Source organism: Microbispora rosea, assembly GCF_900156315.1.
Classification (GTDB): domain Bacteria; phylum Actinomycetota; class Actinomycetes; order Streptosporangiales; family Streptosporangiaceae; genus Microbispora; species Microbispora rosea.
The window spans coordinates 1-12,608 of sequence record NZ_FTNI01000004.1 but is presented as its reverse complement, the minus strand read 5'-3'; the positions used below and the strand labels follow the sequence as shown (position 1 = coordinate 12,608).

General features: G+C 72.3%; 9 protein-coding genes. 6 read left to right on the top strand and 3 right to left on the bottom strand.

Annotation, left to right across the window (positions count from 1 at the left end; all coding sequences use genetic code 11):
* The first annotated feature begins 33 nt into the window (after nt 1-33).
* The 5 genes from BXA11_RS07295 to BXA11_RS07275 are packed head-to-tail and all read left to right on the top strand — an operon-like array spanning nt 34 to nt 7,035.
* The gene (locus BXA11_RS07295; protein WP_076433840.1) at nt 34-831 is read left to right on the top strand and encodes an ATP-binding cassette domain-containing protein; all 798 of its coding nucleotides are present in this window, start codon (nt 34-36) and stop codon (nt 829-831) included.
* Nucleotides 828-1,811: an ABC transporter ATP-binding protein gene (locus BXA11_RS07290; protein WP_076433839.1), complete on the top strand. Its 984-nt coding sequence runs from the start codon at nt 828-830 to the stop codon at nt 1,809-1,811. The genes BXA11_RS07295 and BXA11_RS07290 overlap by 4 nt, the downstream gene beginning before the upstream one ends.
* Nucleotides 1,795-3,273, top strand: coding sequence for a helix-turn-helix domain-containing protein (locus tag BXA11_RS07285; RefSeq protein ID WP_076433838.1), 1,479 nt, complete (start codon nt 1,795-1,797; stop codon nt 3,271-3,273). Before BXA11_RS07290 ends, BXA11_RS07285 begins: the two co-directional genes overlap by 17 nt.
* Before the next feature lie 43 nt (nt 3,274-3,316).
* A complete protein-coding gene (locus tag BXA11_RS07280) occupies nt 3,317-5,329 on the top strand; it encodes a hydantoinase/oxoprolinase family protein (RefSeq protein ID WP_076433837.1) in 2,013 nt (670 codons plus the stop codon).
* Entirely contained in the window at nt 5,326-7,035 is a 1,710-nt protein-coding gene (locus BXA11_RS07275; RefSeq protein ID WP_076433836.1) for a hydantoinase B/oxoprolinase family protein, read from the top strand. Before BXA11_RS07280 ends, BXA11_RS07275 begins: the two co-directional genes overlap by 4 nt.
* 76 nt (nt 7,036-7,111) lie before the next feature.
* Here the strand turns inward: BXA11_RS07275 and BXA11_RS07270 are convergent, their stop codons facing one another.
* Both BXA11_RS07270 and BXA11_RS07265 read right to left on the bottom strand, forming a co-directional pair.
* A complete protein-coding gene (locus BXA11_RS07270) occupies nt 7,112-7,483 on the bottom strand; it encodes a DUF742 domain-containing protein (protein WP_231513834.1) in 372 nt (123 codons plus the stop codon).
* A complete protein-coding gene (locus BXA11_RS07265; RefSeq protein WP_076433835.1) occupies nt 7,480-9,492 on the bottom strand; it encodes a sensor histidine kinase in 2,013 nt (670 codons plus the stop codon). Before BXA11_RS07265 ends, BXA11_RS07270 begins: the two co-directional genes overlap by 4 nt.
* 175 nt (nt 9,493-9,667) lie before the next feature.
* On the opposite strand from BXA11_RS07265, the gene BXA11_RS07260 reads away from it, so the two are divergent.
* A complete protein-coding gene (locus BXA11_RS07260; RefSeq protein ID WP_076433834.1) occupies nt 9,668-11,263 on the top strand; it encodes an ABC transporter substrate-binding protein in 1,596 nt (531 codons plus the stop codon).
* 5 nt (nt 11,264-11,268) lie between these two features.
* Here BXA11_RS07260 and BXA11_RS07255 read toward each other — a convergent pair whose 3' ends face one another.
* Nucleotides 11,269-11,664 carry a hypothetical protein gene (locus tag BXA11_RS07255; RefSeq protein ID WP_231513833.1) on the bottom strand — a complete coding sequence of 132 codons (396 nt, stop codon included), beginning with the start codon at nt 11,662-11,664 and terminating at the stop codon, nt 11,269-11,271.
* Nucleotides 11,665-12,608 lie beyond the last annotated feature (944 nt).

The following is a 12,608-nucleotide window of genomic DNA, read 5'->3' as shown; positions in this document are numbered from 1 at the left end:
AATGCCACTCCGAGCCGAAGGCGAGGAGGGCGCATGAGTTTGGTCAGCGTGAGGGACCTGGTCGTGCGGATCGGCGACCGGGTGATCGCGTCGGTCCCCGAGCTCGACGTGGCCGCGGGGGAGTGCGTGGCGATCGTCGGCGAGAGCGGGTCGGGCAAGACGACCACCCTGCTCAGCACGCTCGGCCTCGTTCACGGCGCGGACGTCTCCGGCAGGATCACGGTCGGCGGCCTGGACGTGCTCACGGCGAGCCAGGCCCGGCTGCGGGAGATCCGCGGCTCACGGGCCGCTTTGGTGATGCAGAGCCCGCAGGCCGCGCTCAACCCCACCATGCGCCTGGGCACGCTGATGCGCCGGGCGCTCGCCCGCCACGGCGTCAAGGGCGCGGACGCGCGGGAGCGGGCCGAGGAGGGGGTCCGCGCGGTGCTGCTCGACCCGGGCATCCTGCGCCGCTACCCCCACCAGGTGTCCGGCGGCCAAGCGCAGCGGTTCGCCATCGCGCTGGCCCTCGCGCTCGGCGCGCAGGTCGTGCTGGCCGACGAGCCGACCAGCGCGCTGGACGTGACCGTGCAGGCCGAGGTGGTCGGGGTGCTGCGCCGCCTGCGTGACGAGCGCGGCCTCGCCGTGCTGCTGGTCTCCCACGACCTCGCGCTGGTCTCCACGATCGCCGACCGGGTCGTGGTGATGCGCGACGGCGCCGTGGTGGAGAGCGGGCCCGCCGCCGAGGTGTTCACCCGGCCGCGCGACCCCTACACCCGCGAGCTGATCGCCGCCGTGCCTGCACTACCGGAAGCAGCGCCCGCACTACCGGAAGCCGAGGAGGGGGCATGACGCTGCTCGCCGCCGAGGGGGTCACCCTCGCCTACGGCACGACGGCGGTGGTCCACGACGTGAGCCTCGCCGTGGACGAGGGCGGAGTGGGACTGATCGGGGAGAGCGGCTCGGGCAAGACCACGCTCGCCCGCGCCCTGCTTGGTCTGATGCGTCCCCGCTCCGGCGTGGTCCGGTACGGCGCCGGCGACCTGGCCGGGCTCGGCAGGGCGGGCCGGGCCGAGTTCCGCCGGGCCGTGCAGCCGGTCTTCCAGGACGGCAGCGAGGCGCTCGACCCCCGCATGACGGCCGGAGCGTCGATCGCCGAGGCGCTGACCACTCACCACCGCATGTCGAGGACCGAGCGGGCGGACCGGATCGCCGCGCTCCTCGCCGACGTGGGACTCGACCCCGGGCTCGCCGCCCGCAGGCCGCACGAGATGTCCGGCGGGCAGCGGCAGCGCGTGGCCATCGCCCGTGCCCTGGCCGTGGAGCCGCGACTGCTGGTGCTCGACGAGCCCACGAGCGCGCTCGACGTCACCGTGCAGGCCAGGATCCTCGACCTCCTGGAGAGGCTGGCCGCCGAGCACGGGCTCGGCTACCTGCTCATCACGCACAACCTCGGCGTCGTGGGGCGGCTGTGCCGTACGTCGTCGGTCATGTTCGCCGGGCGGGTCGTCGAGTCGGGCCCGACCGGGGAGCTGCTCACCCGGCCCGCCCACCCGTACACCCGGGCGCTGCGCGACGCGGTGCCGCGCCTCGGCGGCGAGCCGCCGCGCGCTGCCGGGCGGACCGAGGCGGCCGCGGCGGAGACGGGGTGCCCGTTCCGGCTGCGCTGTCCTCTCGCGGTGGACCGCTGCCGGGAGGAGACGCCGCAGGCGCGTGAGGTGGAGGGGCGTAGGGTGGCATGTCATCGCGCGGAGGAGGTGCTGCAGACCCCGGCCGCCTCGGCTCCGCGCGTCCCCCATGGAGGTGAGACCCCCGATGCGCCGCGTCAGTGACCTGCTCAGGACGCCCGCGGGCCGCAGGCTGACGCTCGTCGCCGGACCCTGGGACGCCCGGGAGGTCGGCAGCGTGGTCCTCGTCGACGAGATGCGCGAACTGACCACGGCGGCCCCCGGCGCGCTGGCGATCCTGTCCCGTCACGCCATGCGGTCGTGCGACGTGCTCGACGCGCTGCGCCTGGCCGGACGCGGCGGCCTCGCCGGGATCGTGCTGCCCGGCCCCTCGGGCACGACGCCGGAGATGGTGGAGCTGGCCAGGCGGGAGCGGGTCGCGCTGCTCGCCGGCGCCTCCGACCACTCGCTGTCGGACACCGTGCTCGGTCTCAGCGCGGCCGTACGCGCCGATCCCGGGTTGCTGCTGCGCCGTACGCGCGAGGCGATCGACGGCATCGGCGCGATGGAGGGCGCGGGAGAAGAGGACATCCTGCGCGCGGCGTCCGCCTCCGTCGGCGTCGCGTACGTGGTCGCCGGCCTGGCCGGCCCCGGGGCGAACGCGACGGTGATCCGGGTCGGCGGCCGGCCGGACGGCTACGTGTGCTGGGAGGGCGAGGACCCGGCGGCGGCGATCGTCGCCCAGGTCGTCGCGACCACGCTCGGCCGGGTGCGGGCGGCCGCGCGTGAGGCGGAGGCGGCCCGCGAGCGCGCGCTGCTGGCCCTGCTCGGCGCCAAGGACACCCGGATCGCCGCCCGCCGCGCGCGGCACGAGGGCGTCCCGGTGGACGGCTGGCACGTCGCTGTCTTCCTGCGTGACCCCGGCGGCGACGCGCCCCCGGGGGCGGCGGATCCGGTGCTCCGGGAGGCACGCGGGATCGCCGCCGCGTTGCCCGGCGCGCTCGGCGGGACGGCCGAGCTGTCCGCGCCGCCGCTGGTCACTCGGTGGCAGGACGGTGTGCTCGTGCTCCTCACCGCCGACGAGCGGACGACCATCGACCTTCCGCCGGCGCAGCGGTCATCGGCGCTGTGGCCGTCGGTCGTGGGGGCAGGGGGTTCGGCGGCGGGAGGCACGGGAGCAGGGCTCGGCACCTGCCAGGCGGGGCCGGACGGGCTGCGCCGTACGGCCGCGCAGGCGCGGGCGGCCGCCGCTCGCGCCGCGGCCGGGGAGGTCGTGCGGTTCGACCGGCTCGGGGTGCACGCGCTCCTCGCGGAGTTGAGCGGCAGCGAGAGCGCGCTGGTGGCCGCCAGGGACATGCTCGCCCCGTTGGAACGCCTCGGGGCGCTCAGCGCCCACGCGCTGCCCACGCTGAAGGCCTACCTGGACAGCTGGGGCTCCCGCACCAGGGCGGCCGAGCTGCTCAGCCTGCATCCCAACGCGGTGGCCCACCGGATCAGGCGCATCGCCGAGGCGCTCGACGCCGACCTGTCCGACCCGCAGACCCGCTTCGCGCTCCAGCTCGCCTGCCACGTGGTGCTCGACTACGACTGTCTCCCCGGGACAACAACGACGATCTCGTCGTCGTGAGGACACATCGACGCGGCGCGCGGCCGCATCTACGTTGCCAGGCATGACAACGGTCATCGGAGTGGACGTCGGCGGCACCTTCACCGACCTCGTCCTGCACGACGCCGCGACCGGCGAGATCAGGGTCGCCAAACAGCCCACCACGCCGTCCGCGCCCGAACGCGGGGTCCTCGCCGCGGTCGACGCGGCGGTGCCGCCGGAGCTGCTCGCGCGCTGCCGGCACTTCGTGCACGGCACCACCGTGGGCCTGAACGCGCTGCTCGAACGGCGGGGCGCGACCGTCGGCCTGATCACCACGGCCGGGTTCCGCGACGTGCTGGAGATCCGCAGGGGCGACCGCGACGACCCCTACGACCTGTTCTGGACCCCGCCGCCGCCGCTCGTGCCCCGGCGGCTGCGCCTGGAGGTGGCCGAGCGGGTGGCCGCCGACGGCTCGGTCGTACGCGACCTGGAGCCGGAGGACGTGCGGCGGGCCGCCGAGACGTTCGCCGCCGAGGGCGTGGACGCCGTCGCGATCGTGCTGATGAACTCCTATGCCAACCCCGCGCACGAGGCGCGGGCGGCCGAGCTGCTGAGGCAGGCGGGGTTCGCCGGGCCGGTCTCGCTGTCGCACGAGGTCTCGGGGGAATACCGGGAGTACGAGCGCACCTGCACCACGGTCGTGGACGCCTTCGTCCGCCACCGCATGGGCCCCTACCTGCACAACCTCGACCACGAGCTGCGGGTGAGGGGGTTCGCGGGCGAGCTGCTCGTGACCCGGTCCGGCGGCGGCGCGCTGGCGCTGGCCGAGGCCGCGGCCCGGCCGTTCGAGACGATCCTGTCCGGCCCGGTGGCCGGAGCCGCCGCCACCGCCCGCCTGGCCGCCTCACTCGGCCCCTCCCTCGGCATGGGCACGGCCGTCGCCGCCGATGTGGGCGGCACCAGCTTCGACACCGCGCTCATCGAGGACGGGCGGCTCCCGCTGCTCTACCAGGGCGAGGTCGTCGGCCTGCCGCTGCAGAGCCCCTGGGTGGACGTGCGGTCGGTGGGCGCGGGCGGCGGCTCGGTGGCGTACGCCGACGCGGGCGGCCTGCTGCGTGTCGGCCCCCGCAGCGCGGGCGCCGACCCCGGGCCCGCCTGCTACCAGCGCGGCGGGACCGAGCCCACGGTGACCGACGCCGCCCTGCACCTCGGCATGATCCCCCGCGGGCACATCTCCGGCGGCATCGAACTGTCCGAGGACGCGGCGGCCCGCGCGCTGGCGCCGCTCACGGGACCGACCGGCATCGACGGCGTGGACGCGGTCGCGGTCGGCGTGGTCAGGATCGCCGCCGCGCACATGGCCCAGGCCGTACGCGGCGTGACGGTGGAGCGGGGCGTGGACCCGCGCGGCGGGGCCGTGGTCGCCTTCGGCGGCGCCGGACCGGTGTTCGGCTGCCTGCTCGCCGACGAGCTCGACGTGGACACCGTGGTCGTGCCGCCCAACGCGGGCAACTTCTCCGCCGTCGGCCTGGTACAGGCCGACATCGTGCGGACGGCGGCCCGCACCATGGTGCGCCCCCTGGACGACGAGGCGCTGCCGCTGGTCGAGCGGGTCACGGAGGCGCTGTTCGAACGGCTCGCGCAGCCCGGAGCCGTACGCGAGGTGGACCTCGACCTGCGTCACCGGGGACAGGAGCACACGCTGACGATCCCGGTGCGGCTGGGCGAGGACGACGTGGCTTCCGTGTCGGCCCGGTTCTCCGAGGCATACCACCGGGCGTTCGGCCACACCCTGCCCGACCCACTGGAGATCGTCACCGTACGCGCGACCGGCAGGGTGGTCCTCGACGCGGACCGCCCGATGGTGCCGGCCCCGCCGTCCGGCGGGAGCGGACGGGGGACGACGCGGCTGTGGTCGTTCCGCCGGGGCGCCTGGACCGAGGCCCCGGTCATACGGCGGGAGGACCTGGACGGCGTGGCCGAGGGCCCGCTGCTGGTGGTGGAGCCGACCGCGACGACCTACGTGGACGCCGGATTCGCGGCGGAGACGCACGAGAGCGGCTGCCTCTTGATCACACGGAAGGACAGCGCATGACCATCGTCCGCACCCGATACGCGGAGGCCCACCCCGGCCTGGGCGACGGCGCCGACCCCGTCACCACCGAGATCATCCGGCAGGGCCTCAACGCGGCCGCCGACCAGATGAAGCAGTCGCTGATCCGCACCGCGTTCTCACCGATCATCTACGAGGCGCTGGACTTCGCCGTCGCCTTCTACGACGCCGACATGTGCATGCTGGCGCAGGCCCCGACACTGCCGGCGTTCATGGGCACCCTCGGTTTCTGCGTGCGGGAGGCCGTCGAGGGCGTCGGCGGTCCGGCCGCGCTCAGCCCCGGCGATGTGATCCTCTACAACGACCCGTACGGCACCGGCTCCCATCCCCAGGACGCCGCCATGGTCGTGCCGATCTTCCACGAGGACACGCTGGTCGCCTACTCGGCCATCAAGGCCCACTGGCTCGACATCGGCGGCAAGGACCCCTACTGCACCGACACGGTCGACGTCCACCAGGAGGGCACGATCTTTCCCGGCGTCAAGCTGTACGACGCCGGGCGGCTGGTCAGCGACGTCTATCGGATGATCCTGGCCAACAGCCGGATGCCGGAGATGGTCATCGGGGACATCAACGCGATGGTGGCCGGGGCGCGGACCGGGGCGGAGGCCCTCGGCGCGCTGGTGCGCAGGCACGGCCTGGACACCTTCCGCCGCTGCGTCGCCCGCATGTACGCCCATGGCGAGGCGCTGGTGCGCGGCTGGTTCGAGCGCCTGCCCGACGGCGTCTACCAGGAGTCCAGCGTCATCGACTCCGACGGCGTGAACGGCACGCCGATCCCGTTCGGCGTCCGGGTCGTCGTGGAGGGCTCGTCGGTGACCGTCGACCTGACCGACTGCCCCGACCAGGTCGGCGGGCCGGTCAACTGCCCGCTGCCGTCCACCGTGGCGGCCGTCAGGATCGCGGTCGCCTTCCTCGCCGGGGCCGGCGAGCAGCCCAACGAGGGCCACTTCCGCCCGCTGGAGCTGGTCACCAGGCTCGGCTCGCTCTTCCACCCCGTACGGCCCGCGCCCTGCTTCATGTACGGCATCCCCTCCGACCACGCCATCGAGCTGATCATCAAGGCGCTGGCCGAGGCCGTGCCGGAATCGGTGCCGGCCGCCAGCGGCGGGGACATCAACGCCCTGGTGTGGTGGGGCAACCGCGAGGCGACCGGCGAGCCGTGGGCCGACGGCGCGCCCCACCCGGTGGGCCAGGGCGCGGGGCCGTCGGCCGACGGCGCGAGCGCGCTCATGTACATCTCGGAGTCGGCCACCCGCTTCACTCCCGCCGAGGTGTGGGAGGCGCGCAACCCCTGGCGGATCGAGCGGCTCGCCCTGGCCGAGGACTCCGGCGGCCCGGGCCGTCACCGCGGGGGCCTGGGGCTAGACCTGTCCTTCCGCATCCTGGAGGACCAGTACCTCACCGCGGGCCTGGCCAGGACCGCGCTCGCGCCCTGGGGCCTGGAGGGCGGCCTGGCCGGCCGGCCCAACCGGCTCACGGTGGAGTATCCCGACGGGCGAGCAGAGGACTTCTCCCTGAAGACGCGGATCTTCCTGCCCAAGGGCGCGGTCGTGCACCTGCGCACCGGCTCGGGCGGCGGGTACGGCCCGCCCGCCGAGCGCGACCCCGAGGCCGTGCGCGCCGACCTGCGGGAGGGATACATCACCCCCGAGCACGCCGCGCGGCACTACCCGCACGCGCTCTGACCCACACGCGCTCCAACCCATACGCGCCAGGACCCGCACGCGCTCTGATCCGGCGACGGCTACCGCCGAAGAAGGATCAGAGCGCGCGCAGGCCGCTGATCACCTCGGTCAGGATGCCAGGGGTGGGGAAGCGCGCGACGTTGGCGGGTGGGCGCACCTGCACGAGACCCTGCTCGTGGAGGTCGCCCACCAGCACGCGTACGACGCCGAGCGGCAGGTCGATCGCCGCGGCGATGTCCGCCAGCGACGCCGGGCGGGCGCACAGGCTGAGGATCATCCACTGTTCGGGACCGAGGCTCACCGGAGTGGGCCCGCCGGTCGCGGTCACGATGGCGACCAGGTCGATGTCCTGACTGGAGGGCCGCACGCGTCCGCGGGTCAGGGCGTAGGCCGGCACGACCGGGCCGGCCTCCTCGTCCAGCCACTGGTCCTGCATGCGTTCCGTCACTTTCGGTCCTCCTCGCCGGTGTTCTCGTTCTCCTGAGGCCCCCGCTGCAGCGAGGCGAGGATGATGTCCTCCGGGGTGACCTCTCCCGCGGCGAGACGGGCGAGATCGGGGTCCTTGGGGCCGACCATGAGCACGGATGGGATCAGCACGATGGCGGTAGTTCCTCCGTAGGGCGAGGGCCGCAGGGTCACCCGGACGTCCCGCCGCGCGGCAAGGCGCGCGACGACGAACAGCCCCATGCGGTCGGTGTCCGCGATGTCGAACTCCGGCGGGTTGGCCAGACGCTCGTTCAGCTCGGCGAGCCGCTCCTTGGTCATGCCGAGTCCGCGGTCCTCGATCTCGACCACGAAGCCCGTGCCGACGAGCTCGCCGCGCACCGCCACGGTGGTCTGCGGCGGCGAGAAGATCGTGGCGTTCTCGACCAGCTCGGCGATGAGGTGGATGACGTCGGCCACCGCGGCTCCGTCGAGCCCGTGGTCCTCCATCGGCAGCACGTTCACCCGGGCGTAGTCCTCCACCTCGGCCGCGGCCCCGCGTACGACGTCGTACATGGGGACGGGCTTGCGCCAGGCGCGGCCGGGGGCGTTGCCCGACAGGATGATCAGGCCCTCGGCGTGGCGGCGCATGCGGGTCGTCAGGTGGTCGAGCCGGAACAGCTCCTCCAGCATGTCCGGGTCGGTCGTGTGCCGCTGCATGCCGTGCAGCTGGGTCCGCTGGCGGTGCAGCAGCGTCTGGCTGCGCCGCGCCAGGTTGAGGAAGACCTGGCTCACACCCCGCTGCAGGCGGGCCTGCCCGATCGCGGCCTCCACCGCGGTCTCCTGCACCGTCGAGAAGGCCCGGCCCACGTCCTGGATCTCGGCGGTCCCGCCCGCGGTCTGCAGCGGGGGCGCCTCGGTGGCGACGTCGACGTCGTCGCCCTGCTTGAGCTTGGCCAGCACGCCCGGCAGCCGCTTGTTGGCCAGGTCGAGCGCGGCCTGCCGCAGGTCGGCCAGCTCGCGGGCGAGACGTCCACCGACCCGCAGCGAGATCAGGATCGAGGCGACGACCGCGAGGAGACCGAAACCTCCGACCAGCACGGCCCGCCGCAGGATCGAGTCGGCGATCGGCGCGGCGCGCTCGGCGAGCAGGGCCGCCGCCTCCGTCTGCGCCTTCTGGAACGACTCGGCCAGGTCGTCGGAGGTCGACTGCCACACCCGCTGCGTACGCGCCGAGAGCCTGGGCGCGGCGATGATCTGCTCCTCCTGCAGCCGCAGCCGCTGGTAGAGCGGAGTGGTGATCAGGTTGACGTGGAGCTGCCGCAGGCCGGTGTCCAGCTCGGGCAGCGCCTGGTCGATGAGGAACCGGCGGTTGCCCACGAGCTGGGTGAACAGCTTGCGTTCCTCGTCGGTGAAGCCGCCCGACGCGCCGACCGACGCCTCCAGCGCCTGCTCCCGGGTCAGCAGCTCCTTGGCGTACCCGAGCGAGATCACCACACGCGACTGCTGGTAGATCGGGATGTCGTCGATCAGCGCCAGGCTGTAGTGCATGCGGTAGATCGAGTCGCTGACCAGGTTGTAGGTCTCGATGGCACGCAGCCGCTCGGAGAGTCCCTCGTCGACCTCCGCCCGGATCTCGTCGATCCGGCTGAGCCCCGCCAGCATCTCGTCGACCTGCGTGCGCATGGCCGGAGTGGTGGCCGAGCGGGAGGAGCTCGACAGGGCGAGCGTGCGGACCTGCTCCCTGGTCTTGTCCGTCCGCTGGCGTTGCAGGACCATGGCGTCGCGGTCGGTGGTGCTGCGCGTGCCGAGGTAGCGGGCCGTGGTCAGGCGCTCGGCCTGCAGGTCGACGATCAGGGAGTCGGCGGGCCGCCGGAGCGTGGACCACAGCGTGTTGTAGGTGCGCAGGCTCAGGCTCTCGCCGATCGTGACGCCGGCGGTGACCGCCCACAGGGCGATCAGCGAGAAGAGCGGTACGAGCAGCAGGCCGATGAGCCGGGACCTGATCGGCCGGTCACGCCTGCGCGGACTCATGGCACCTCGCCCAGTGAGGGACAAGCCTCACATAAAACCTTTTTGCGACAGGGATAGAGACTAGCAGCGAGGTGGGTCGGATGAGGGGTCTGTGATCGGTTAGCCGGAAATATCGTGTCCAATCGTGATCTTGCAGTAGCGTCGATCATGGTAGACACGGAAAGGACCCGCACGCATGCGCCGTTTACTCGTGCTGGGAGTGATGGCCGTGCTGGCCCTGGCGGGCTGCGGCGGAGGTGAGGTCCGGGAGATCTCGGCCGCGAACCTCCCCTCGACGAAGGACTCCACCTTCGTCTACCTGTCGAATCTCGACGTCGTCACCGACTGGGATCCCGCGAGCTCGTACTCCAACGAGATCATGTCGATGCAGAACGTCTACGACTCGCTGACGATGTACAACCCCCGGACGCGCAGGGCCGCGCCACGCCTGGCAGAGCGCTGGCAGAGCGCGTCCGACGGCAAGGTCTGGACCTTCACCTTGCGGTCCGGTGTGGTCTTCCACACCGGACGGCCGGTGGACGCCGCCGCGGTCAAGGCGTCCGTCGAGCGCACCAAGCGGATGGGCGCCGGCGCGGCCTACATCTGGGACTCCGTCCAGCAGATCACGGTCAAGGACCCGCTCACCGTGGAGTTCCGGCTGAAGTACGCCGCGCCGCTCGACCTGATCGCCTCCGCCGACTACGCCGCGTACATCTACGACACGCAGGCGGCGGGCGCGGGCGACCTCAAGAAGTGGTTCCAGGCCGGCCGGGACGCGGGCTCGGGGCCGTACACGGTGGCGAACTGGAAGAAGGGCCGCGAGAAGGAACTGGTGCTGCGCGCCTTCGACCGCTACTGGGGCGGCTGGGAGGGCCCGCACTACCGGAACATCGAGTTCCGCGTGACGCCCGACCTCAACAGGGCCTACCAGCTTCTGCTGCGCGGCGAGGCGAGCTACGTGCAACGGCTGAACCCCGCGCTGTACCGCCGGGCCCGCACGACCGCGGGCGTGCGGACCCTCCAGGTGCCGTCGTTCCAGAACATGCTCGTGCTGTTCAACACCGCCTCGGGCCCGCTGACCGACGTACGGCTGCGCAAGGCGGTGCAGAAGGCGATCGACTACGACGGTCTGATCACCGCGCTCAAGGGCGCCGGGGCGCCCGCCTCCGGGCTCGTCCCCGAGGGCCTGCTCGGGCACACGCCCGGCTTCCCCCAGAAGCAGGACCTGACCGCCGCCGCCACGCTGCTGAACGAGGCGGGGTACGGCCCGGGAGCCAGGCCCCTGCGCCTGACACTGACGTACGCGCAGGGGGACGACGACGAGGAACTGCTCGTGCGCAAGCTCAGGAGCGCGCTCGCCGAGCTGAACGTCCAGCTCGACGCGAAGGCGATGCAGTGGACCCAGCAGTGGGACCAGGGCAAGGCCGCCGACCCGGCCAAGCGACAGGACATCCTCGTCATGTACTGGTGGCCCGACTACGCCGACGCCTATTCGTGGTTCCTCAACGTCTTCCACAGCGCGGATCCGGTGTCCTTCAACCTCACCTACCTCAAGGACAGGGACGTCGACGCGAAGATCGACCGGCTGCCGTCACTGCTGACGAAGGACCGTTCCGCCGCGGAGACCGCGTACGCCGAACTCCAGAAGACGCTCATCGAGGAGAAGGCCGTGGTGGCGGTGCCGTGGGTGTCGAACTACCAGCGGGCCTACCTGGGCAACGTCCAGGGGTACACCGACAACCCGGCCTACCCCAACGTCGTCTTCGTGCACGAGCTCATCCCCGGCGGCTGAGCCGCTCAGCTCCGCAGACTGCGGCTGACTCCGCCGCAGACAGGGCCGCGGGCGCCGCGGGACCGACGGGGTCCCGCGGGCTCGTCGAGGTGGGCGAGCATGGACTGCGCGGCCACGGCGTCCGACAGGATCCGCTGCGCCTGCTCGCCGTCGGGAAGCTGCCCGTGCTCGGCCAGCTCGTGCTGCAGGAAGGTGAGCGCGGCGGGGTGCCCGGCGGAGTCCGCGGCCACGGTGGCGCGGGCGGCGGTCAGCAGAGCGAGGTAGTGCGAGCGCAGGATCGCCTCGCGGGTTCGCAACTGCTCCAGGTCGTCGAGCAGGGAGTGCGCGAGCTCGAGCAACTCGCTCGGCCGCGGCGGCTCGGCGGTGATGTGGGCGCGGATGTCGTCGAACTCCGACCGCATGATGATGGCCACCTCCAGCGACAGAAGTCCGGGCGGCCGGGTTGGCGCCGTAAGGGGACTTCCGCATCGTCTTCGTAGCGCGGGGCGATTGCGAGCGGCTTGACGTTCGGTTGCGTGGGAAGACGGCGGCCACCTGCAGCCGTCGCGGGACGCGGGGAAGACGGCCATGCGCGGCTGTCGTCCTTCACGTCGTGCCTCCCCGATCGTCCATGCCGTGCCGGCTGATCGCCGCGGCGCTAAGTAGATGCCTGAGAGACGGATCTGGTTGTCCCCGCACGCTCGCCCGTTTTGCCACGTATGGCATGCGGGGTGCGCTCCAGGCCCCGACCTGCGGGAACAGCCGCCACGGCCTCGCGTGTCCGACGACCGGTGCCCACGGGCCGAGCCGGCGCAGCGGGGGAATACCCCGCACGGTGAGGGCGTTGTTCTCGAACCGGGTCATGGCGGTGCCGGACCCTGGTAATCTTGTGGTGTCGGCGCGGTTCGGCGCACTCCTCTTCGATCACTTCGGTGGTTGCCTTGTGTGTGTGCGCGGCGGTTGCCGGCGGCTCCTTTGGCTTTTCGATCTTCTGGTTCTCGATGGTTTTGCGTCGGGGTGGGGGTTCGGGTAAGTTAGAGGGGTTGCCCCGGAAACGGGGGGTCGAAATTCCTGTCGGTCGGCGGGTTTCGGGTCAAGAAGTCCCGGTGGGGCGGATTTGACACGAAAGAGCCGGTCGGGAAGAATTAAGACCAGCAAGACAAAAGAAAAACAAACGGTGAAACGCCCCGGAGCGTGGGACCTTCTGAGTGAGGTTTCGGGTGATGGTGGTCGCGTCCGTTTCTTGAGAACTCAACAGTGTGCTAAAAGCCAGTGCATGAAATCATGCATGACCCCGTCTACCGGTGGTTTCATCGGTGACGGATTCCTTTGACGGCATCCTTCCTTAGCCGGGGGGTGCCTGCTG